This is a genomic window from Chryseobacterium sp. 2987 (genome assembly GCF_031456375.1).
GTDB classification, from domain to species: Bacteria; Bacteroidota; Bacteroidia; order Flavobacteriales; family Weeksellaceae; genus Chryseobacterium; species Chryseobacterium vaccae.
On record NZ_JAVDUN010000002.1, the window covers coordinates 24,299 to 45,585 of the forward strand.

Below are 21,287 nucleotides of genomic sequence, written 5' to 3' on the forward strand. Positions count from 1 at the left end.
TTTCGTTATTCAAACAAAGATTTATTATTTTGAATATGAGAAAATTTGTAATTTTATGGATATTAGCAGGAACTTTTTTTCAGGCACAGAATATAGAGAACCAAGAGGATTTCAAAAAATGCCGTAAAGAATTCAGTAAGAAAATATGTCTTTCGGATGAAGATCAGGACCATATTCTGTATTATCTGGACAAATGTCCTCAAGAAACTGGTCCTTCAGAAAATAACGGCTGCCCGTGGCAAGATGCGGATCAGGATGGTATACCAGATAAGGACGACAGGTGTCCTAATGTGTCCGGACCTTCTGAAAATAACGGCTGCCCGTGGACGGATATAGATGGTGACGGAATCCTGGATAAGGATGATGCCTGCCCTACCATTCCGGGAGTTCCTGAACGAAACGGATGTTCCCAACAGCTTTGTGAATTGGGCAAACTGTATCCTCCTGAAAAGATGAAGAACTTTGATGCTGCTTTAAATGGAGATATTGAACAGATCTACAATACCATCAACAAAAAGATTGTGGATGACATGATGAAAAAAAGATCCAAAAAAGAACTGATGGATAAGAATACTTTTCTTGATATTTACTATGCACAAAATATTCCCGAAGGCATAAAAGACGATTTTTTTGACCGTTATAAGGAATACAACTTTCTCGTGGGTAAATTCTGGAATAAAAGTTTTATTCAATATCTTTTAAAAAAATATAATAAAAATCTTTATTTTTCAACTGAAATACCCCGTGAAGATTTTGATATCTACCGTGAAATTATCGGTGAACCTACCTTTAGTTATATGATCAGATATTATGATCAGCAAGCAAAGAGAATCAAGATACCTGCGACAGGAAAAGGGAATCCATATATCCCTATACCTATAAACGTACATTTCAAAAATCCTTATAAAATTGAAGTTACAGATTACATAAATGGCATAAATAATAAGATAACTTATGAGTATAAAAACAATACATGGGAGTCTTACCAAAACTAGATTTTCCCTACGCTCAGCTTTAGCCACTACAATGATAGTAGCTTCAGGAACCCTTTTCGGCCAAAACCTTAAACCTGTATCTTATCAGGACGGCGGCCAAAAGCTTAATGGAATGATCACTTCCAATGCCGGAAAAAAACTGCCCGGCGTATTGATTCTCCCTGCCTGGAAAGGTATTGATCAGGAAGCAAAAACTGCTGCTGCTGAACTTGAAAAGCAAGGTTACATCGCTTTTATTGCTGATATTTACGGAGAAGGAAACATTCCGGCTGATAATGAAAGTGCTTCTAAGACCTCTGGGTATTATAAGAAAAATTACGATGCTTATCAGAAAAGAATTTCTCTGGCACTGGAGCAGCTTAAGAAAAATGGAGCTATTCCTGCAAAAATTGCTGTGATTGGCTATTGTTTCGGAGGAACGGGAGCTCTGGAATCTGCGCGGGGAAGCCTTCCTGTTGCAGGTGCTGTTTCCATCCATGGAAGTCTGGGTAAGGATCAGACGAGAAAAAATGGCCCCATCGGTGCTAAGATTCTTGTTGAAAACCCGGCTGATGATAAAGGGGTAACACCTGAAGATTACAATAACCTCATTAAAGAAATGAATGAGGGGAATGCCGACTGGCAGATCATCACATATGCCCACTCAAAGCATACTTTTACAGATCCAAAATCACCGGATTATAATGAAGTTATGGCCAAAAGAGCCTGGAATCATACGCTGATGTTTCTGAAGGAGATTCTGAAATAAGTTTCATTTCAGTGTAACAATGTACCAATAAGCGTTATCATTGGTACATTGTTATATTTTACTACTGCTGGTTTGCTTTCAGTTCAACATCATATTGCTTTGGAGAATACTTGGTCAGAGAACCTGTGGCCGCATCAATTCCAACACCGATGGCACCACCAAGAATGATATTCAGAAGGGTAACGGCATTAAAATTCTTTACCAGTTTTACCTCTTGGTTCTCAAAGCCTTCCTTTTCAAATGTAACGGTTTGCTTGCTTAACGCTCTCTCGATTTTAACAGTACACGGAGTGGTACATTTTTCAATTCCTTTATGGAATACTTTTGCTCCTTCAGGAGTAGAATTAAATGTTATTTTATCCTGGGTTCCCGTAAAAATTGTTGCACATGAAGTGGAAGAAAGCGAAATCCCTACCAGGGCGATAACTAATAATTTGATTTTCATAGTTTTTGAATAAATTAAAGGGTGCTAATCATTTTTTAGCGCCGCGAACTTACAAAAATCATTCAAATAAGGAGGTATAAAAATATTTCAATGCAGCAATAGCCAATGATTAAGCCATCATAAAGACATTGCTGCATTGTTACATTGCTACATTATTAAATCTCTTCTCTGTTGACCAGCTCTATAGAAAAAGCAGGAAGGCAAACTGCAAGGTATTCGCAGGCTTCAGAAAACGGGTTGCTGTAGCGTACTCTTGCTCCTTTTTCCACTAAAATACTTTGTCCTTTTTCAAGAACAACAATTTCACCATCTATTTCAAACTGTTTTTTTCCGGAAATAATGTAAGTGAATTCATCAAACTCAGGGGTTTGATGGGGCTCGCTCCAATCCGGAGGAGCTACCATGTGAGCAATAGAAACTCCGCTGTTTCCGGTTGAGTTTCCCCAGTGTTCTTCAATTAATTTTCCGTCTGTAGTAGGAACCACAAACGGAGATTTTTGGATTTTATATTTTTTCATATCCAGTTTTCTTTTTTTATTTCATATACAAAATTGGTTCTGGTGGGTTCGGCAAAATAGGCCACTTCTTCTTCAGCAATTTTTTCTCCTCCAAGTCTTTCTAAAGCCGTCTGTGAACGGAAGTTTTCTTTTCCGATATGGAAATGTACTTTATCTACAAACTGAAAGATATAATCCAGCATCAGCTTTTTTACCTGAGGATTGATTCCTTTCCCCCACGATTGTGTTCCGTAGAAAGTGTAGCCTATGAAAATATGACTGTCATTTTCATCAAAATCGTAGTACCGGCTGCTTCCCAATATATTTCCGGTAGCTTTTTCAACAATTTTAAAAGCTCCTTTACTTTCCATTGCTCCTTTGAAAAAACTTTCAAAGACTTCTCTTTTGTAGCGGTCTTTATTGGGATGCTGTTCCCATACTTTCGGATCGGAAGCCACTTCATATAAAGACTCAAAATCCCCTTGCTGTAAGGGGATTAATTGGTATTCCTGATTTTCCAATACAGGCTGTACAGAAAAATTCATAGTTTAGCTTTTTGTTTTTGCAGCGTCAGACTCAATTTTCTTAATTTCTTTCAGCTTATCTGAAATTTTGATCACAGCATCTGGTTTTGCTGGTTTTAAAGCAACCTCTGCCTGAGCCATATCCCATTTAATCACTAAGTTTCCTGAGTTTTCATCGGTAGGATTCAGGGTAATTTCAAACCATTCCTGCTTGTCTGCCAATTTATTTACCGGTACAGTAACATCTACCACATCCTGCTTAGGGTCGTAGGTATAAGCTCCCCACTGCTGGAAATCTTTATTTAAAATAACTTTCCATTCTTTTTCAGTAGGAACAATGAAAAGACCATATGTTCCTGCAGGAACCATTTTTCCTCCAAAGTTAACGGATTGTCCGAATGTAATTTTCGTAGAAGAGTTGGCTCCCGCTCTCCAAACCTGTCCGTAAGGAACAAGTTCTCCGAATATCTTACGCCCTTTCACTCCCGGTCTTCCATAATCGATAGAGATCTTAGACATTGAAAACTGCTGTTCTACTTTCTGGCGCGGGCTGGCTGCCGGCACAGAATAATCCTGCGCAAAACTGAATGTTGAAACTGATATGCAAAGTGCTGCTAATAATTTTTTCACGTGTAAAATTTTGCATAAAATTACAAAAATCAAAACAAAATAGCCTTTTCCAGCTCCAATAATTTTTGTTTTCTCCAGATTCCTCCGGCATAGCCCACCAGCTCACCGTTTGAACCAATAACGCGGTGGCAAGGGATCAGAATAGCGATTTTATTGATTCCGTTGGCGGTTCCTACAGCCCGGATAGCCTTAGGATTTCCTAAAAATTCAGACTGTTGCTTATAGGTTCTGATCTCTCCCATCGGGATCTCGCGGAGCAGCTGCCATACTTTTTCCTGAAACGCTGTCCCGGTAGTATAAAGAGGTACTTCAAAGTAATTTCTTTTTCCTTCAAAGTATTCTTTCAGTTCCTGTTCCAACTGTTGAAAATGAGAATGGTCTCCTTCTTTAATTTCAGCTTTTAAAATTGTTGATAAAGACGTAAACTGTTTCTCAATATTTTTCCGGTCGGTGAATTCAAGCAGGCAGATTCCCTGATCTACGGCACAGGCTGCCATTTCGCCCAATGGGGTCTGTATGATTTTTCGGTAGATGATTTCCATTGAATTAAAGGTAATCAATTTCCGGAATCTCCACATCAATTTATCAGATATTCTTCAGAACGTTTTCCGCCTGTACAAGATGTCTTAGATTATGATTGATGACAAACCTGAACGTATCGCCTAATTTCAATTTGATCCATTTCGAAATACTTATGCTTGTTTTGGTTCTGTTCAGGTCGATATTTTTTGCTTTTTCCAAAAGGTCCAGCAACTGATACTGCTGTCTGATAAATTCATCCACTGTATTTTTGTTCAACTGACTGTGGATAGGATTCATACTTTTTAAAGTTTTCATGGTATTTAATTTTTCTTTGGGAAGCATGCTGTTGGCAAAATAGTTTCCTAAAATTCCGGAAGTAAATACAGGCTGAGCAGAAGTTTTTGAGGCTGAGATCCGGCGGGTAATCTCAGGAATATAAAAGCTGCCGTAACGGTTGAGATGTTCCAGACATTCCAGAACGCTCCAGCTGTTTTCAGAAGTTCTGAAATTTAGATCATTTTCAGATTTATTTTTTATGTTTTCTGTAGTCTGAATGGCATTTCGGACGGTATTTTGAAGATCGAGGATCAGCTGGTCTGAAGAAATTTTCATTTTAATTTTTTTAGCAAATTTCCCAATTTATCTTTTCCTGAATCTTGACTGAACTCAAGATTTTTTTAATCTGGACAAAGTTTCCGGAGACATCCTGAGGTAGTTGGCAATATATTTATTCGGAATTTCCTGAAAGAGCTGCGGGCTTCTTTTCAAAACTCTTGCATACCGTTCCCGGGGAGAATTAATCAACAGGTCTTTTTCACGTTCGATCTGCTGAAGAACGAGGTCTTCAAGAACCAAAGTCCAGAATTTAAGATGTTCTTCATTGGCATCAATAAATTCGTAAAAATCTTTTTTTGAAGCGGTTTTTACTGTTGTTTTTTTGATGGCCTGAATATAAAATTCAGACGGTTTTCCAGATAAAAAAGAGTCTAATGAAACAATAATATTTCCGGTATACCCGAAACGGATGATGCGTTCTTCATTTTCATCGGTCATGAAAATCCGGATGCTTCCTTTTTCAACAAAATAAATCTGAGTATCTGTACTTCCCGAGATTTTCAGGAACTCATTTCTTCTGAATTCTTTCTTTTCCCAATGGAGCCCGCTGTTAAGCAATTTTTCTACCATAGCATTTTATTATTTGCCGTTCCAAAGATAATCGGTAATTTTAAATTTTTAAATAACTAATTACCTGATAATGCTCAAAAAAACAAGTCTTTTATTACTGCTCACTATCGGATTTTTTAATCTGAAAGCCCAGCAGACAGTTCCGTTCCGGATTACCAAACATCATAATATCATTGTAAAAGCGCTGGTTAACAAGAAGGACTCACTGGATCTGATGTTCCAGATTGCTATGAAAGATGCTTCTATTTCGCCGCAAAGACAACGTAAAGCGGATCATATTATCTTTAAAGATGAAATCAGTGATGATAATACGGTAGATATCGGGAAAATAAGCCTGGATAAAGTCCGTTTTTTCGATAATGAACTCACCGGTCATGAAGCAGACGGAAAGATAGGAACCGGACTATTTCAGGGAAAAGCTTTTAAAATTGACTATGACAACAATATGTTTGTTATTTACGATAAAAAGCCTGATCTGAAGGGATATCTGCCCATTATGCTATTTTATAATAATGATCAGTTCTCCATTACCGCAGACAATGTTATTGATGGCAAAAGACAGCAGGAAGCTTTATTTTTACTGCAATCGGGGTATTCCGGGGCATTGCTATACAGTAATGATTTCGCGGAGGAAAAAGAACTTGATAAAACCCTGAAAATAGCCGGGGAAAAGCAACTGAAAACCTCCAGTGGAGCAACTCTCACCACCAAACAGGGAGTGCTTCCTTTTTTTAAGCTTGGTAAATTTGTTCTGAAGGATGTGGCAGCCGGTTTTTTCACTGGGGAGCCTAAAATACAGACTAAAAATTACTTTGGGGCGGATATGCTGAGGAGATTCAACTGGATCTTTGATGCGGACAGAAAGACAGCTTATATCAAGCCAAGCAAATATTATTCAGAACCTTATTATAAACTTTATTAAAATATGTTATATCTAAAAAACAACGGAAGTTTTCCTTTGAAAAAGTTAATAAAAATTAATACTGCTGTTGCCCTACTTTCCTGCCAGCTCGTAATGTCCGGGTGTAAAAAAGAGGAGAAAAAGCCAGTTCCTGATGCAGCTGTTTCCAATATCTCTATAAAAAAAGCAGAAGACCAAATAGATTATAAGAATTTTAATCTGTTCGATGTCTACTCTATTGATCATAATGGCTTTCTGGATTCTTTTATTTCGGTTTCGGATATTTATAATGATCCTCATCCTGTTCCGGAAGATATGATCAAAAAACAGAAACAGATTTCTTTTGAAAAACTGAAATATCTTGAACTGGATGCCCGGTACAGAAAAAAAATGCTGGATGCCATTCATCTCACAGAAAATGATTTTCTGTTCATTTATAATTATGAATCCAACACCTTAGAAAAAATTCCCATCAAAACGTTAAAGGCCGTTGCCTATCTTGATCCCTATGTTTCAGAAGGCGATGAAATTGACGGTTATTCTTATATGTTGGGGTTCAAAGTAAATTCCCAGAAAAGTTCTGATGCATCTTATGGTGTGTACAATAATACGGTTGCTGCTTTCGGAAATCAAAATCCTTTTGTTGAGAATAAAATGAAACCAATTAAATGGGAAAAGGCAGGTCCGGAGATTTCGAAAAAACATTTTTCAGGAGGAAAACTGGAGTATGGAAAAACCTATCAGGCACAATATGATGATCTGACGTATTATCTTCAGGATTTCCTTCAGGAAAAGCAAATAGCCGAACGAAAACTGATTGTTTTTAACGGTAAAAAAGAAAAGATATTTGAAAAATCATTTGTGAATGAGGGTGAAGGAGAGGAATTTTATCCACTTAACGGTGTTGAAATGGATGTTGCGGATTATAACTCCCAATGGACAGGCTATCTTCTTAAGGGAAAACCTATAGTGGTATTCGGGTTCCTTTCTCAATCTTTTGGATGCCCGGTTATTACATTCCTTGATAAAAAGGAACCGGTAATGGAGATCAAATGTGATAACAGGCATTAAATAACTGGCCTTCCAATAGCCAGAAACACTTATTGAAAAAATTATTATGAAAAAAACGATAACTTTTGTCGCTCTTATTTTGTTTTCAGCCAACATTTTCTCACAAACCCACCGGTTTATTTATGATTTTAAATATAAAGTGGATACTCTGGATACGGAATATGACAAACAGGAAATGGCCCTGGACATTAATCCGGATGAAGTAAAGTTTTATGAATATCAATTTGCAGTAAACGATTCCCTCTCCAGGCTTCCGCAACATGAATACTCTCAATATACCAGCCAGTCTCAGCAGACACTCAAAAGGAAAATAAACACCAATAATAACCTCAACTATGTTCAGATTATGATGATGCCTTATTATTATGTTTATGAATCTAATGATCCTATCAAATGGAAGATAGAAAATGAAACCAAAACATTGGGAAGTTATAAAATTCAGAAGGCGACCACGTATTTCGGAGGCAGGAATTGGACTGCATGGTTTACTCCGGATATTCCGATTTCCGAAGGCCCCTATAAATTCAGGGGACTACCGGGTTTAATCCTTGCTGTTGAAGATTCACAGCAGCATTTTACCTATCAGCTGTCAAGAAATGTCAACTTTGATAAGACCTACGACACTTCAGGATTTCTTGAAAAACATTATAACCTGAATGCCCTGAAGATCAACTACAAAACATGGATCAAACTGAATCTGGAGTTTTACAATGATCCGTATGCCAGAATGAGAGCCGAGTTTAATCCGGATTGGTTTGTAAAGATTAACGACAGGAGAATTAAATCAAGAGAGGAGTTTTATGAACTCACCAAACCTACTCAGGATCAGATTCGAAGAGAGTACAACCCTATAGAAAGGGATAAGGCAATTCCTTACCCGAAAAAGTAAAAAGAATAAATGCCACTGCTGCACGAATCATTTTATCCGCGTATCAGTGGCAAAAATAAATTAGCGAGAATAAATATTTTCACATCACAGTAATTTTATAATTCATCACAAAGGCATACAACGGTTAATAAAATGCTCGTGCTTTTAGGATAAGCAAAGCCGCTTCGATTATTTTTAAAATACAAGGTTTTATTGGGGTTTGAGTAAGTTTTCATACAAAATTTTAATAAGCAGATCTTAAAAATAATGCTGAAGAAAATCAAAGACTTTATCAAAATGCTTATAGGGCTCTGTATGTCCGCCTTCTAATCTGAGATGTTCATAATGATACCTGAAATTCTTTTGTTTCAGTCTTTGAACCATAGCATCAGACATTTCGGATGAAGGGCATATTTCATCTTTTGTACCTGAGACCAGCAAAACCGGACCTCTGATATTTTCAACCTGAATAAGGGCTTTTTGTTCTGCATCATGATCCTGGAGCATCGCTTCAAATGCCTTTCTGATATTTCTCTGAATCATGAAAGGTACAGCTGCTTCGTTGATGGGAATAAAAGGCAGCTCTTTATCCTGAAAGGTCCAGGTGGAGGTAGAAAAATGATCGGTATTACCGGGAAAAACAGCATGGCTTGAAGAAAGTCCGATAACACAGGAAATATCCGGATAATAACTTCCTAATAACAACGCCAGATCTGCTCCTCTTGAACCGCCCATTATAGCTATTTTGTCTGTATGAATTTTATTTTTTGCAGACTGAATTACCTTATAAACATCTTCAATTTCAATTTTTTCAAGCAGACGGGGTGAGTTTTTTGATCCGAAATAAGCTACTGCCAGAAAAGCATAGTCTTTGCCCAGAAACTGATCTCTCACCGTTTTCCATCGATTGGAGGCCCATGCATTCCCGCCTTCGGAGCCACCTAATCCTACAACAAGACCACGAATCTTTTTTGAAGGAGTATATAAAACGGCATCGGTATTTTTTGATACAAGGGTGTCCTGTGCTTTTAATATACTGCTCACAAAAAACAGAATCAGTAATGTTTTGAATAGTAGTTTCATTGCTTTTTTTGACAAAACTATTTCAATGGTTCCAATTTATTTTTGCTCTAGATCAAAAAATCTATTTTTCTGCCCTGAGCCTGCTGAGTGTAGACTGGGTAATTCCCAGATAGGAAGCGGTCATTCCCAGTGGGATACGGTGATAAATTCCTTTGTAAATTCTGAGAAAATGTTCATATTTTTCTTTGGCGGTCGTAAATCTCTGTGAGGTAATACGTTCCATCAAATGACCGAATACACTTCCCATGGAAAGCCTGGCATATCGCTCCATTTCCGGAAAATGATCAAATAAATAGACAAGATCCTGCACATTCAGGCAGAAGGTTTCTGTTTTTTCAAGGCAGTCGATGTAATAAATATCTTTTGTTCTTTCTATGAAACTTTTCGGTGAATTGATCCATTCATTTTCACAGGAAAAGTATTCGCTGATTTCAATTCCGTCTTTCAGATAATAGGTCCTTGCCAGCCCGTTAACAATAAAATAGCTTTTGGTACAGATCTTATCGGCATCCTGCAGCAATTCTCCTTTTTCAAAGACCTGAAAAGACAGTCTTTCAAGGAGTTCTTTTTTGAAGGGCTCTCTGATAGGAATATATTGGCTGAAATGTTTCAGGATAGGGTTGAATTCGGAGAACATCGGATTTTCTTGTTTATATCATTGCAGAAGTTATCATCGCCATATAATAATTGGCACAGTGTAAGGAATTGAGCAATAAAATGTCTTTATAGGAAGATGCTTCAAATGCATCAGAGGTTGTGATCCTGTATTCGTAATTCATAGAGGTCCATTTCAGGTGTGGCTTCATGACCATAAGCTCTGTTCCTTCCTGATCTGTAAGGACAAACGATTCTTTAAAAACCCCTCTATACTTAAAAGCATAACTTTCTTTTACTCCATTAAAATAGGTCTGCACCACAATTTCCCCGTTCCAGTTTAATCTGAATTTCAACAGTACTTTTTCATTGTCTTTCAGCTCTATGGTTGTTCCCCAAAAACCTTTTGGTTCAATTTGGTAGGAAACCTCCGACGTCTGTATCTCAGCGTTAAAACTGAACCAGCCTTTATAAATAAGTTTTCCTATTGTGTGTCCTTCATCAGTGACTTCAAAAGTGAGAGAATTAATGGATTTTGCCTGATATTCTGCCATGGTAAGTTTTTAGTTTGTTGAATTTCCTGCCTGTTTCTGAATCGTATGGTCTGCTTTTATTTATAACGCTCTAATTTATAAATAATTCCGTAAAATTTAAATTGTTTTTTCACCAAAAAGCAAAACACTATTAACAAGAAAATCCTTTCCATTTTAATGCTCCTGTTTAGAAATAATTTCCGGACGGTTTGTATTTTATTATTTAATATTAGCAAGAATATCAAGTTTCAACACTCTTCCATAAAACACGAAATAACACACTGTTTTTGAGTATACTATAAATAAGTTTCATCTTATAAGGTGGAGCATCTGCATGAAATAACCCGGCTATTTTTGCATTATCAACCTCAAAGAAAGAAGTACAAATTAAAAAACAACTAAACCCCAACAAAATGAAGACCCATGAACCAACTTTTAAATACGAAGCTTACTTCGACCATCTGCTATACACTTCATACCTAATCGTAAAACCAACCAGATGAACAGATATATTACAGCATGTCTCGGCACCTTGTTATTTTTTTTAACGGCCTGCCGGGAGGATACATTCGATCAGGAATACGTGAGGGAATTTACGCTTAATTCTTCCATTAACGGAAGCAGCTATCCTATTAAGGTTGCCCTGCCTAAAAATTACTCTGCCTCGTCAAAATATAAAACCATTTATGTCCTGGATTCGAAATGGGATTTTGATATTGTGGCACGGGAGGTTCAGAAACAGTCTGAAAATTCTCAACGCAATGATATTCTGGTAGTAGGTATTGGCTGGGGTAACGACCGGCTGGATGATTATCTTCCGGTTCCCTTCAAGGATGGAAAGGGTCTGGCCAGTGAATTTGCCCGGGTTATTGATGAGGAGCTCATTCCAAAGGTGGAACAGGATTTTCATGCAGCAGTCTCACGGGAAGACCGTACTATATTGGGTCATTCTGCCGGAGGACTGTTTGGAGCTTACTGCTTCACTAATTATCCTGATATTTTCGGCACCTACCTTTGTCTGAGTCCTTCACTTTGGATAGGAGATCAAATTGTACTTAAAGAAGAAAAAAAAAACCGGACTGCAAATCAGACCCGAAATGGTAGGTTCTTTTTAGCTGTTGGTGAACTTGAAGAAGAGGTAATGCGTCCACCTGTAGAAGCATTCCGCCAGATTCTTCATCAGCACTACACCGGTTTTTCACAACAATATAATCTGGCTAAAGGGCTGAACCATATGAGTTCCAAAAAGCCCAATATCCGGAAAGCCATTGCTTTTTATTTCCAACAACTTTAATCTGTTTTATGCGTTTGACATTCATCTTCCTTTTTATGACTGCCTTTTATATACAGGCACAAGATAGTACAAAACACGTGGCATCCCTAGAAATTAAACCGGCCATTGGCGGCACAGGCAGCTCAATAAAGCCTACTGTATCAACAATGATTCTTTATCCGCTGAATCACAGGTTTTCTGTGGTTTCCCATTCTATGTTCAGTTTTTTATTGTTCAGGAATTCCCCCCAACAGTATATTAAAACCCATTATAATTATTCATTTTCACAAAAAATGGGCTTAGGCTACTCTCTGTATGGGAAAAAAGGGAAAAGCCGACATACGTTACTGGCCTTAGGAGGTATAAAGCATGTAGCCTTTAAAGAAACTATGGACAATCCGGAGCTGGAAAAGGTAACGGTAAGCACCCGAAATACAGTTCCGGATTACGGTCTTATGTATGAATTTTCTCTGGGAAAAAAGAGATGTACATTTGATACAAGACTCTATCTTCCGTTAAGCCCCATCCGCTATTATCCGCTGGGTACATTAACCAATCTTGCCTATCTGGAAATGGGTATAGGAATCAAGCTCTATAAAATAAAAAAAGAATAGATGAAATATAGCTCTTAATGAAAAATAAATAAAATCATTGCTCAAAAAAGGGAAATCCGAATCTGATATTTGTTATTTTTACTTTTTTGATTTATTATGACCATGGCGGAAGGCTGGCAACTTATTTACATAGGCGGGATTTCAATATCACTGTTTCTTTTTATCATGCTGATCAGTAAGCAGAAGAAAACTACGGCAGATAAGATTTTGAGTACCTGGTTTTTGTTTGCTTTGATTCATCTGATACTCATTGCAGGCTATGCTTCAGGGTTTATCTATAAAATTCCGGCACTGGTCGGATGGGAATTACCACTCCCCTTTCTGCATGGTCCTTTTTTATATCTCTATATTTTGTTTCTAAGCGGCCAGCAGCGCTATTATGGTTTCCGGTATTTACTTCATTTTATTCCGACACTATTGGCATCTCTTTTATTGGCATTTGTCATTCCGGCAGCACGATTGGATACCTCTGCACTATCTGCTTTTACTCCCTTGTTTAAGGGAATTGTGGGATGCATTATGATTTCAGGGGTTGTATATGTGACCTTATCACTCCGCCTCCTCTACAGACACCGGCACAATATTGTGGGGCAGTTCTCCAATACTGATAAAATCACGCTTAACTGGATGCGGTACCTTATTTCAGGGATGGGAATTATATGGATTGTTGTGATATTTATACAATCGGCCCAAGCTGTGTATATTGCTGTTGCATTGTTTATTTTCTTTATCGGTTATTTTGGCATCCGCCAGGCGGGCATTTTTTCTAATCCGGCATCAATGCATGAAGTTCTTCTTCCAATTGTACTTGAACCGGACAGTCAGCCGGAAGAACCTGAGACTATCACAAAAACGGCCGACCGGATAAAATACGAAAAGACAAAACTGGAAGAGACCAAAGCAGGTGAAATTCAAGCAGAACTGGCTGCATTAATGAAAGAACAGGAATGTTATAAAGATCCTGAACTCACTCTAGGAGATCTGGCTAAAATGCTGAATATTCTTCCCGGTACTCTTTCACAGGTTATTAATTCAAAGGAGGGGAAAAACTTTTATGAATATATCAATACGCTCCGGGTAGAAGCTTTTAAAGAGTTGCTGCTACAACCGGAAAGCAGACAGTATACTTTACTGGCACTGGCATTTGAATGCGGATTTAATTCCAAAACCAGCTTTAACCGGAATTTTAGGAAAATTACCCAAATGTCACCCAGCAGTTATGTAAAGCAGCAGCAAATAGAAATACAGTTGGGAGATTAACAGCCTGTTTAAATTTCTGAAATTGATTTTTTGTATATCATTCAAATTTTTATCTTAATCATATTCTTTGAGTATTTTTTGATTAAAAAGAAGATGTTCTTATAATGCGTTTTTCTCACGCAAAGGTCTTCATTTTTGAAGCTGCTGATTTTAAGGGAGCAAAGGTTAGAATCAACTTTGTTGATTCGTCGAAGCGTATGGATAAACATCCCGCTTCATCAGCGACGAAGTCGCATAACTTTGCCTACTTAAAGTAAAGCAGAATTACTCATAAACCTTTGCTGTGAGCTTGAAAAAATATAAAACAAACCTATTATTTTATCCTTTTCCAGTCTCTGTCATACAGCTTTTTGAGTTTATTTTTAATATCCTGCTGAAAGACTTCTTTAGGCGTTTCGGATTGATCTAATACAATTTCGAAAGTCATAACTTCATCTTTATCATCAAACAGTTTATTATTATTGCTGTCTTTTGTTACAGTCATGATCACTTTATTGGAAGACTGAATATATTTCCAGCTGTTCACATTACAATTCGCCGGTGAAATGGGTCTGAAATTTTTCCCGAACCGGTCTGAAACAAATAAATAAGCGGGGTCTTTTTCATTTAACAATTTATCCTTATTAAAATCAAGGTTTCTTATGGCATAAAAAATATGATTGGTCTTTTTGGAAACGTTAATTCCTTCTTCCGTACCATATTTGTAGTCATAATCCAGTATCAGAGTTTTCTTTTCTGTAAGCAGATGATATTCATTTGTGTTTGAATTAAGAAAGATGATGTTCCAATATCCATTATCCGGCATTTCCTTATAAGAGTACTTTCCGTTTTCTCTTGGGTTTTCCCCCATCTGTAATGGAAACATTAAAATACCTGTACTGTCAATTTCAATAAAAGAATTGGTCTGAATATTCAGATTTTCTATAGGAGAAGAGGTTTCTGCTTCTTCGCTCATACTTTGAGAAATTTCCGGATCTTTCTTACAGGAAAATAAGCATACGAGCATAATACAATTTTTTTCATGGAATATTTTATTAATTTTTAATTAGTTTTAATCGGGATAAGCGTTTCTTTATAGTTTGTCCCGTTTATATTTCCAAGCCGTTTGCCGTTTGTACCGGGCAGCATTGAAATTGAGTGTAATTTATTTTTGGAAAGTAATGTTTTAAGAAAATCTACTGAAAGCCTTTTATTGAATTTTATAAACATAATCATCTTTAATTTCTTCTGACTTTTCTCTTAGCTCTTTAATGTCAAAATTCTGCCCATCAATTTCAACACTCCTTATGCCTCTCACCCAGTAATAATTATGTGTTTTTTCGATCCTTACCGTTGAATGCGGGGGAATTTCAATGGTGATCAAAGAATCAGTAATACTTATTTTTTCCAAGGATCGCAGGTTTTTATTCCTTTTAAAAACTCTGGGTTTTACAATGTCTTCCTGATAATTGAAACTGAAATGTCCATAACCATCATTATTCAATGCATTGGTTATCTTTCTTGCATAATTGATTTTTACAACTTTGTTGGTCTGTGTCAGATTCTGGATATAAAAATCTGTTGGTATTGAGCACCCCAACAAAATAAAGATGAAAATAACTCCGTAGATGATTTTAAATTTCTTTAGAAGATGCATTGATTCTGATTTAAAGTTTTGTAAAATTACCTGATACTCTTTTATTCAAAAATATTTGCATCCGAATTTAATAAAAAAACCTCACAGATTATAAAAATCTATGAGGTTTACAATATTATTTTAAGTTCTGATTACATGGTTTCCATTTTGAAACTCATGCTTTCAATTACTTTTAAGATGGCTTCTACTGTATCCATTGAAGTCAGACAAGGTACTCCGTTTTCCACGCTCATTCTTCTGATCTGGAATCCGTCTCTTTCTGCCTGTTTTCCTTTGGTGGTTGTGTTCACTACATACTGAACTTTTCCTTTCTGGATCAGGTCGATCAGGTTCACATCTTCTTCTCCGATTTTGTATCCTATTTTACAAGGAATTCCTTTTTCTTCAAAGAATTTCGCGGTTCCTTCTGTAGCCCAGATTCTGAAACCTACTTCATGGAATCTTGCCGCAAGGTCAGCTGCTTCCTGCTTATGTTTATCTGCTACTGTGAAAAGGATTGAACCATGCATCGGAACTTTTCTTCCTGCTGCGATAAGTCCTTTGTACAGGGCTTTTTCCAAGGTCGTATCTTTCCCCATTACTTCTCCTGTAGACTTCATTTCAGGGCCTAAAGAGATGTCAACCTTCGTCAGTTTTGAGAAAGAGAATACCGGAACTTTTACAAATACTCCTTCTTTATTTGGAACCAGGCCGTCTTTGTAGCCCAGATCTGTTAATTTCTGTCCAAGAATGGCTTTTGTTGCCAGATTAGCCATCGGAACTTCTGTAATTTTGGAAAGGAAAGGAACGGTTCTTGAAGATCTTGGGTTTACTTCAATCACATAAACGTTTCCTTCGAAAAGAACATACTGGATATTCATTAATCCGATTACGTTCAGTCCTTTTGCCAGTCTTTTTGTATAATCTACCAGTGTTTCAACTTCGCTTTGTGAAATATTCTGCGGCGGATATACAGCGATAGAGTCTCCGGAGTGAACTCCTGCTCTTTCGATGTGCTCCATAATTCCGGGAATCACAACAGTTTCCCCGTCACAGATTGCATCTACTTCAATCTCTTTACCTACCATGTATTTGTCTACAAGGACAGGATGTTCAGGGCTTGCATCTACTGCATGCTCCATATAGTGTGCCAGCTCTGCTTCTGCGTATACGATCTCCATTGCTCTACCTCCAAGAACGTAGCTTGGACGTACTAATACCGGATAACCGATTTCATTCGCAATTTTAATCGCTTCTTCTTTTGAAGTTGATGTTTTTCCTAAAGGCTGAGGAATTCCCATTTCCTGAAGTGCCTTTTCAAATTTATCTCTGTTTTCAGCTCTGTCAAGGTCTTCCAGAGAAGTTCCCAGGATCTGTACTCCATGAGAGGCCAGTTTATCGGCAAGGTTAATCGCAGTCTGTCCTCCGAACTGTACTACTACTCCTTTAGGCTTTTCAAGATCGATGATATTCATTACATCTTCTTCTGTAAGCGGCTCGAAGTATAGTTTATCAGAGATTGAGAAGTCTGTGGAAACCGTTTCAGGATTGTTATTGATGATGATTGCTTCATAACCCATTTCTTTGATGGCCCAAACCGAGTGAACGGTTGCATAGTCGAATTCAACTCCCTGCCCGATTCTGATAGGTCCTGAACCCAGTACAATGATCTTCTCTTTATCTGAAACAACGCTTTCGTTTTCTTCTTCGTAAGTTCCGTAGAAATAAGGGGTTTCACTTTCAAATTCAGCGGCACAGGTGTCTACCATTTTGTAAACCGGCATCACTCCGTTTTCTTTTCTGAAGTTGAAAACCTCACGCTCTTTTACTTCCCAAAGAACTGCAATATTGATATCGGCAAATCCTAGTTTTTTAGCCTGAATTAAAGTTTCTTTATCAAATTTATTGTCTGCGATCACTTTTTCGAAGTCAACCAGTTTTTTCAGTTTCCAGATGAAGAACTTATCGATTTTACTCCATTCTACAATCTGTTCCCAGTCATATCCTCTTCTTAAAGCATCTCCGATGATGAATAATCTCTCATCGTCGCATACTCTGATTCTTCTTTCAATTTCTTCAGCTGTAAGAGCCTCTGCCTGCTTCGTTTTTAATCCTAAATGCTTGATTCCTGTTTCTAAGGAACGGATCGCTTTCTGTAAAGATTCTTCGAAGTTTCTTCCGATAGCCATTACTTCTCCTGTTGCTTTCATCTGAGTAGAAAGTCTTCTGTCCGCCGTTTCGAATTTATCGAATGGGAATCTTGGGAATTTTGTTACCACATAGTCAAGAGCAGGCTCGAAACAAGCGTATGTTTTTCCTGTTACCGGGTTCATGATCTCATCCAGCGTTAATCCTACCGCGATTTTCGCCGCAATCTTTGCAATCGGATACCCTGTTGCCTTACTTGCTAATGCTGATGAACGGGAAACTCTAGGGTTAACCTCAATGATATAATAGTCGAATGAATGCGGATCTAAAGCCAGCTGCACGTTACATCCTCCTTCAATTCCCAATGCTCTGATGATCTTTAAGGAAGCATTTCTCAATAACTGATACTCTCTGTCTGAAAGGGTCTGGGAAGGTGCTACTACGATTGAATCTCCCGTGTGAACTCCGACCGGATCAATATTTTCCATGTTACAAACTACAATTGCATTGTCGTTCGCATCACGCATTACTTCGTATTCTATTTCTTTGAAACCTGCAATTGATTTTTCAATAAGACACTGGGTAACAGGACTGTACTTCAGTCCTAATTCAGCAATCTCTTTCAATTCTACTTCGTTGGAAGCAATTCCTCCTCCGGTTCCTCCCATTGTGAAGGCCGGACGAACGATTACAGGATAACCGATATTGTCAGCGAATCCTAAAGCACCTTCTACCGTGTTAACGATGTCAGATTCCGGAACGGGCTCATTCAGTTCTCTCATCAGCTCACGGAAAAGGTCTCTATCTTCTGCTCTGTTGATTGCTGAAAGCTTTGTTCCCAGTACTTCTACTTTACATTCTTCAAGGATTCCGGACTTTTCCAGCTCTACCGCCATATTAAGACCCGTCTGTCCTCCAAGTGTCGGTAAAAGTGCATCAGGACGCTCTTTTCTGATAATGTGGCTTACAAACTGTAATGAAATCGGCTCGATATATACTTTATCAGCGATTTCCACATCTGTCATGATTGTTGCAGGGTTTGAATTGATCAGGATCACTTTGTAACCTTCTTCTTTCAAAGACAAACAAGCCTGCGTTCCTGCGTAATCAAATTCTGCTGCCTGACCAATAATGATAGGTCCTGAACCGATTACTAAAATTGTTTTTATATCTGTACGTTTTGCCATTTTCTAATTTAGATATGAGATGCCAGATGTCAAATTTCAGACTTTCCAGCGTTGTGTTTACTTTTTTAGATTAGATTTGAATGTATAAATCATTCTTTGAATTTCATTCAGATTTGATATTAGACTGTTGATTTTTTCTACATCAAGTAAATTTAATTCTCTAGTTAAGATTAACTGTGTCTGCAATTCAAAAGAGGAAGCATTTGCAATACCAAGAAAATGATAAAATTCCCGATCGTTATTTCTTCCTGCTCCTTCCGCAATATTTGATGGAATTGAAATTACTGACCTTTTTATTTGAGAAATCAAACCAAACTTTTCATCTTTAGGTAATTCTGAACAAATGATATAAACCTGTTTTGCAAGTTCAATTAATTTTTGCCAAAAAACTAATTTTTCAAAATTATGCATGATAGAGTCTGTTATCTGATGTCTAATATCTGAAGTCTTTCTTACTTTTTAAAGTCCTCCATCATTTGAATGAACTCATCAAACAGGTAATTCGCATCTTCCGGCCCCGGGCTTGCTTCAGGGTGATACTGAACTGAGAAGCATGGGTGGATCTTGTGTCTTAGCCCTTCGTTGGTTCTGTCGTTCAATGCGATGTGCGTTTCGATAAGGTCTGTTCCTTTCAAACTTTCCTGGTCTACTGCATAGCCATGGTTCTGGGAAGTAATTGCTACTTTGTTTTTCTCTAAATCCAGTACCGGGTGGTTTCCTCCTCTGTGTCCGAATTTCAGTTTGAAAGTTTTTGCTCCGCAGGCCAATCCGATCAGCTGGTGTCCTAAACAGATTCCGAAGATGGGAACTTTTCCTAATAATCCGCGGATCATATCCAGAGCATGTGGTACATCTTCCGGGTCACCAGGACCATTTGAAAGCATGATTCCGTCAGGGTTCATCAACAGGATCTCTTCAGCAGTAGTATCCTGGGAAACTACGATAATATCACAGTTTCTCTGAGATAATTCTCTGATAATTCCCAGTTTTGCTCCGAAATCCACCAAAACAACTTTGAAACCTCTGTTTGGATTGGCATAAGGTGTTTTTGTAGAAACCTCTTCCACCTGATTGATTGGGAAAGTAGTTGATTTCAATTCTGAAGCTACTGCATTTTCATCTGCATCAGCATTCACAATTTTTCCTTTTACTACTCCATGATTACGAAGAATTCTGGTTAACCTTCTTGTGTCGATTCCTGAAATTCCTGAAAGGTTTTTCTTCTTAAATAATTCATCTAAAGTAATCTGAGTACGGAAATTAGAAGGAAGATCACAAAGTTCTTTTACGATAAGTCCTTTAATAGCCGGCTCAATACTCTCATAATCATCACGGTTAATACCATAATTCCCGATAAGCGGATAGGTCATACAAACAATCTGACCGCAGTAAGACGGGTCAGAAATCAGTTCCTGATACCCTGTCATTCCGGTATTGAAAACTACTTCTCCGGCAGTTTCCAAATCTGCTCCGAAACCTTCTCCATGAAACACTTCACCGGACTCCAGTATTAATTTTTTCTTCATTTTTTTTATTTAGATTTTCTTTTTTTATTAACAGGCCGCCCCTACTGGGCTTATTCTTATTATTTTCCAAGGGTTTCACCCATGGCTATGATAAGTCGCCCCTTTGGGGCTCTTTCTTTTATTTAAAGGTATATCCTTTTTGCTCCAGAGCTTCTTTTAGGATTGCCATTCTTGCAAAAACTCCGTTTTGCATCTGTCTGAAGATTCTTGAACGTTTACATTCCACAAGATCGGTATCTATTTCAACACCTCTGTTGATGGGTGCCGGATGCATGATGATTGCACTATCTTTCATTGATTTTTCTCTTTCTTTGGTTAAGCCGTATCTTCTGTGATATTCGGAAGCGGAGAAACTCATTTTGGCATCGTGTCTTTCGTGCTGTATTCTTAAAAGCATGACAACATCTACTTCAGTAATCAGCTCATCTACCGCCAGATAGGTTCCGTTGATTAAGGCTCCTTCATCAAACCATTGTTCCGGTCCTGAGAAGTATACTTTTGCCCCTAACCTTCTTAAGGCTTCGGCATTGGAGTTGGCTACACGACTGTGCTTTACATCCCCTACGATCCCTACTTTCAGTCCTTCAAACTTTCCGAATTCCTGATAAATCGTCAGCAGATCCAGCATACACTGCGAAGGATGGTTTCCTGTTCCGTCTCCTCCATTGATTACCGGAATGCTGATGTTTTTCAGTTCGTCAAAATAACGGTCTTTTTTATCTCTGATCACCACCAGATTCACTCCGATACTTTCTATAGTCTTTACGGTATCATAAAGACTTTCCCCTTTATTTACAGAACTGTTGGAAGCATCAAAGGGAACTACCTGCAGTCCCAGTTTTCTTTCTGCCATATCAAAGCTTGTCTTTGTTCTTGTACTGTCTTCAAAGAAAAGATTTGAGCAAAAAACTTCTCCTTCAATTTTAGCAGTTTTTCCATTGGCAAAAGCCATTGCTTCGGCCAGTATACTGTTGATTCTCTCGGTGCTAAGTTCTGTAATCGTAAACATATTTCTTAATTTTTGAACATAAAAAAAGCGAAGACAAATCTTCGCTTAATAACAATAAA

At 37.8% G+C, this 21,287-nt stretch carries 24 protein-coding genes; 8 read left to right on the forward strand and 16 right to left on the reverse strand.

The features are described from left to right. Window positions 1-35 precede the first annotated feature (35 nt). Together J2Y40_RS23970 and J2Y40_RS05175 are read left to right on the forward strand one after the other, a co-directional pair. Complete coding sequence (locus tag J2Y40_RS23970; protein WP_153391423.1) at window positions 36-995, forward strand: thrombospondin type 3 repeat-containing protein; 960 nt, start codon at window positions 36-38, stop codon at window positions 993-995. Continuing rightward, a complete protein-coding gene (locus tag J2Y40_RS05175; RefSeq protein ID WP_309997585.1) occupies window positions 955-1,743 on the forward strand; it encodes a dienelactone hydrolase family protein in 789 nt (262 codons plus the stop codon). The genes J2Y40_RS23970 and J2Y40_RS05175 overlap by 41 nt, the downstream gene beginning before the upstream one ends. Before the next feature lie 61 nt (window positions 1,744-1,804). Here J2Y40_RS05175 and J2Y40_RS05180 read toward each other — a convergent pair whose 3' ends face one another. The 7 genes from J2Y40_RS05180 to J2Y40_RS05210 all read right to left on the reverse strand — a co-directional run bounded on the left by J2Y40_RS05180 (window position 1,805) and on the right by J2Y40_RS05210 (window position 5,546). Continuing rightward, window positions 1,805-2,188: a PEGA domain-containing protein gene (locus J2Y40_RS05180; RefSeq protein WP_309997587.1), complete on the reverse strand. Its 384-nt coding sequence runs from the start codon at window positions 2,186-2,188 to the stop codon at window positions 1,805-1,807. Between the two features lie 155 nt (window positions 2,189-2,343). Next, a complete protein-coding gene (locus tag J2Y40_RS05185) occupies window positions 2,344-2,706 on the reverse strand; it encodes a cupin domain-containing protein (protein ID WP_153391419.1) in 363 nt (120 codons plus the stop codon). Next, complete coding sequence (locus J2Y40_RS05190; RefSeq protein WP_153391417.1) at window positions 2,703-3,230, reverse strand: GNAT family N-acetyltransferase; 528 nt, start codon at window positions 3,228-3,230, stop codon at window positions 2,703-2,705. Before J2Y40_RS05190 ends, J2Y40_RS05185 begins: the two co-directional genes overlap by 4 nt. Before the next feature lie 3 nt (window positions 3,231-3,233). Then, a complete protein-coding gene (locus J2Y40_RS05195) occupies window positions 3,234-3,839 on the reverse strand; it encodes a DUF2911 domain-containing protein (RefSeq protein WP_153391415.1) in 606 nt (201 codons plus the stop codon). Between the two features lie 29 nt (window positions 3,840-3,868). Further along, window positions 3,869-4,381 (reverse strand): methylated-DNA--[protein]-cysteine S-methyltransferase, encoded by a 513-nt coding sequence (locus J2Y40_RS05200; protein WP_309997590.1) that lies wholly within the window; start codon window positions 4,379-4,381, stop codon window positions 3,869-3,871. Between the two features lie 43 nt (window positions 4,382-4,424). After that, window positions 4,425-4,973 carry a DinB family protein gene (locus J2Y40_RS05205; protein ID WP_153391411.1) on the reverse strand — a complete coding sequence of 183 codons (549 nt, stop codon included), beginning with the start codon at window positions 4,971-4,973 and terminating at the stop codon, window positions 4,425-4,427. A 54-nt stretch (window positions 4,974-5,027) separates the two neighbouring features. Then, window positions 5,028-5,546 (reverse strand): Crp/Fnr family transcriptional regulator, encoded by a 519-nt coding sequence (locus J2Y40_RS05210; RefSeq protein WP_153391410.1) that lies wholly within the window; start codon window positions 5,544-5,546, stop codon window positions 5,028-5,030. A gap of 70 nt (window positions 5,547-5,616) precedes the next feature. On the opposite strand from J2Y40_RS05210, the gene J2Y40_RS05215 reads away from it, so the two are divergent. From J2Y40_RS05215 to J2Y40_RS05225, 3 genes are read left to right on the forward strand one after another with little or no spacing between them, the layout of a single operon-like run. Beyond that, the gene (locus J2Y40_RS05215; RefSeq protein ID WP_153391408.1) at window positions 5,617-6,468 is read left to right on the forward strand and encodes a hypothetical protein; all 852 of its coding nucleotides are present in this window, start codon (window positions 5,617-5,619) and stop codon (window positions 6,466-6,468) included. Window positions 6,469-6,471: 3 nt separating this feature from the next. After that, window positions 6,472-7,518, forward strand: coding sequence for a hypothetical protein (locus J2Y40_RS05220; RefSeq protein WP_309997595.1), 1,047 nt, complete (start codon window positions 6,472-6,474; stop codon window positions 7,516-7,518). Window positions 7,519-7,564: 46 nt separating this feature from the next. Then, entirely contained in the window at window positions 7,565-8,407 is an 843-nt protein-coding gene (locus J2Y40_RS05225; RefSeq protein WP_309997597.1) for a GLPGLI family protein, read from the forward strand. A 237-nt stretch (window positions 8,408-8,644) separates the two neighbouring features. Here the strand turns inward: J2Y40_RS05225 and J2Y40_RS05230 are convergent, their stop codons facing one another. The 3 genes from J2Y40_RS05230 to J2Y40_RS05240 form a co-directional block, all read right to left on the reverse strand. Further along, window positions 8,645-9,469: an acyl-CoA thioester hydrolase/BAAT C-terminal domain-containing protein gene (locus J2Y40_RS05230; protein WP_309997599.1), complete on the reverse strand. Its 825-nt coding sequence runs from the start codon at window positions 9,467-9,469 to the stop codon at window positions 8,645-8,647. Between the two features lie 61 nt (window positions 9,470-9,530). Continuing rightward, window positions 9,531-10,106 (reverse strand): Crp/Fnr family transcriptional regulator, encoded by a 576-nt coding sequence (locus J2Y40_RS05235; RefSeq protein ID WP_153391400.1) that lies wholly within the window; start codon window positions 10,104-10,106, stop codon window positions 9,531-9,533. A gap of 13 nt (window positions 10,107-10,119) precedes the next feature. Continuing rightward, window positions 10,120-10,617, reverse strand: a complete 498-nt coding sequence (locus tag J2Y40_RS05240) for a hypothetical protein (protein ID WP_153391398.1) — start codon at window positions 10,615-10,617, stop codon at window positions 10,120-10,122. Window positions 10,618-11,095: 478 nt separating this feature from the next. Here J2Y40_RS05240 and J2Y40_RS05245 point away from each other — a divergent pair, with 478 nt between their 5' ends. From J2Y40_RS05245 to J2Y40_RS05255, 3 genes are all read left to right on the forward strand, one after another. Further along, window positions 11,096-11,890, forward strand: a complete 795-nt coding sequence (locus J2Y40_RS05245; RefSeq protein WP_153391396.1) for an alpha/beta hydrolase — start codon at window positions 11,096-11,098, stop codon at window positions 11,888-11,890. Between the two features lie 77 nt (window positions 11,891-11,967). After that, window positions 11,968-12,483: a hypothetical protein gene (locus tag J2Y40_RS05250; protein ID WP_309997601.1), complete on the forward strand. Its 516-nt coding sequence runs from the start codon at window positions 11,968-11,970 to the stop codon at window positions 12,481-12,483. Between the two features lie 96 nt (window positions 12,484-12,579). Further along, window positions 12,580-13,743 (forward strand): helix-turn-helix domain-containing protein, encoded by a 1,164-nt coding sequence (locus J2Y40_RS05255; RefSeq protein WP_153391392.1) that lies wholly within the window; start codon window positions 12,580-12,582, stop codon window positions 13,741-13,743. 313 nt (window positions 13,744-14,056) lie between these two features. On the opposite strand, the gene J2Y40_RS05260 is transcribed toward J2Y40_RS05255, so the two are convergent. From J2Y40_RS05260 to J2Y40_RS05285, 6 genes are all read right to left on the reverse strand, one after another. Beyond that, on the reverse strand, window positions 14,057-14,698 hold the full coding sequence (locus J2Y40_RS05260; protein ID WP_309997602.1) for a hypothetical protein: 642 nt from the start codon (window positions 14,696-14,698) through the stop codon (window positions 14,057-14,059). Between the two features lie 234 nt (window positions 14,699-14,932). Next, window positions 14,933-15,379 carry a hypothetical protein gene (locus tag J2Y40_RS05265; RefSeq protein WP_153391388.1) on the reverse strand — a complete coding sequence of 149 codons (447 nt, stop codon included), beginning with the start codon at window positions 15,377-15,379 and terminating at the stop codon, window positions 14,933-14,935. Between the two features lie 131 nt (window positions 15,380-15,510). After that, window positions 15,511-18,693: a carbamoyl-phosphate synthase large subunit gene (carB, locus tag J2Y40_RS05270; protein WP_153391386.1), complete on the reverse strand. Its 3,183-nt coding sequence runs from the start codon at window positions 18,691-18,693 to the stop codon at window positions 15,511-15,513. 57 nt (window positions 18,694-18,750) lie between these two features. Next, complete coding sequence (locus J2Y40_RS05275; protein ID WP_153391384.1) at window positions 18,751-19,104, reverse strand: four helix bundle protein; 354 nt, start codon at window positions 19,102-19,104, stop codon at window positions 18,751-18,753. A 41-nt stretch (window positions 19,105-19,145) separates the two neighbouring features. Next, window positions 19,146-20,219 carry a carbamoyl phosphate synthase small subunit gene (locus J2Y40_RS05280; protein WP_153391382.1) on the reverse strand — a complete coding sequence of 358 codons (1,074 nt, stop codon included), beginning with the start codon at window positions 20,217-20,219 and terminating at the stop codon, window positions 19,146-19,148. A gap of 118 nt (window positions 20,220-20,337) precedes the next feature. Beyond that, the gene (locus J2Y40_RS05285; protein WP_153391380.1) at window positions 20,338-21,228 is read right to left on the reverse strand and encodes an aspartate carbamoyltransferase catalytic subunit; all 891 of its coding nucleotides are present in this window, start codon (window positions 21,226-21,228) and stop codon (window positions 20,338-20,340) included. Window positions 21,229-21,287: the final 59 nt, after the last annotated feature.

Bases quoted from the DNA above. Each gene is read 5' to 3' on its own strand.
- carB (WP_153391386.1), bottom strand. From the start codon at position 18,693: ATGGCAAAACGTACAGATATAAAAACAATTTTAGTAATCGGTTCAGGA.
- J2Y40_RS05280 (WP_153391382.1), bottom strand. From the start codon at position 20,219: ATGAAGAAAAAATTAATACTGGAGTCCGGTGAAGTGTTTCATGGAGAA.
- J2Y40_RS05190 (WP_153391417.1), bottom strand. From the start codon at position 3,230: ATGAATTTTTCTGTACAGCCTGTATTGGAAAATCAGGAATACCAATTA.
- J2Y40_RS05185 (WP_153391419.1), bottom strand. From the start codon at position 2,706: ATGAAAAAATATAAAATCCAAAAATCTCCGTTTGTGGTTCCTACTACA.
- J2Y40_RS05210 (WP_153391410.1), bottom strand. From the start codon at position 5,546: ATGGTAGAAAAATTGCTTAACAGCGGGCTCCATTGGGAAAAGAAAGAA.
- J2Y40_RS05275 (WP_153391384.1), bottom strand. From the start codon at position 19,104: ATGCATAATTTTGAAAAATTAGTTTTTTGGCAAAAATTAATTGAACTT.
- J2Y40_RS05255 (WP_153391392.1), top strand. From the start codon at position 12,580: ATGACCATGGCGGAAGGCTGGCAACTTATTTACATAGGCGGGATTTCA.
- J2Y40_RS05200 (WP_309997590.1), bottom strand. From the start codon at position 4,381: ATGGAAATCATCTACCGAAAAATCATACAGACCCCATTGGGCGAAATG.
- J2Y40_RS05235 (WP_153391400.1), bottom strand. From the start codon at position 10,106: ATGTTCTCCGAATTCAACCCTATCCTGAAACATTTCAGCCAATATATT.
- J2Y40_RS05225 (WP_309997597.1), top strand. From the start codon at position 7,565: ATGAAAAAAACGATAACTTTTGTCGCTCTTATTTTGTTTTCAGCCAAC.
- J2Y40_RS05260 (WP_309997602.1), bottom strand. From the start codon at position 14,698: ATGAGCGAAGAAGCAGAAACCTCTTCTCCTATAGAAAATCTGAATATT.
- J2Y40_RS05245 (WP_153391396.1), top strand. From the start codon at position 11,096: ATGAACAGATATATTACAGCATGTCTCGGCACCTTGTTATTTTTTTTA.
- J2Y40_RS05175 (WP_309997585.1), top strand. From the start codon at position 955: ATGAGTATAAAAACAATACATGGGAGTCTTACCAAAACTAGATTTTCC.
- J2Y40_RS05180 (WP_309997587.1), bottom strand. From the start codon at position 2,188: ATGAAAATCAAATTATTAGTTATCGCCCTGGTAGGGATTTCGCTTTCT.
- J2Y40_RS23970 (WP_153391423.1), top strand. From the start codon at position 36: ATGAGAAAATTTGTAATTTTATGGATATTAGCAGGAACTTTTTTTCAG.
- J2Y40_RS05220 (WP_309997595.1), top strand. From the start codon at position 6,472: ATGTTATATCTAAAAAACAACGGAAGTTTTCCTTTGAAAAAGTTAATA.
- J2Y40_RS05285 (WP_153391380.1), bottom strand. From the start codon at position 21,228: ATGTTTACGATTACAGAACTTAGCACCGAGAGAATCAACAGTATACTG.
- J2Y40_RS05205 (WP_153391411.1), bottom strand. From the start codon at position 4,973: ATGAAAATTTCTTCAGACCAGCTGATCCTCGATCTTCAAAATACCGTC.
- J2Y40_RS05230 (WP_309997599.1), bottom strand. From the start codon at position 9,469: ATGAAACTACTATTCAAAACATTACTGATTCTGTTTTTTGTGAGCAGT.
- J2Y40_RS05215 (WP_153391408.1), top strand. From the start codon at position 5,617: ATGCTCAAAAAAACAAGTCTTTTATTACTGCTCACTATCGGATTTTTT.
- J2Y40_RS05240 (WP_153391398.1), bottom strand. From the start codon at position 10,617: ATGGCAGAATATCAGGCAAAATCCATTAATTCTCTCACTTTTGAAGTC.
- J2Y40_RS05265 (WP_153391388.1), bottom strand. From the start codon at position 15,379: ATGCATCTTCTAAAGAAATTTAAAATCATCTACGGAGTTATTTTCATC.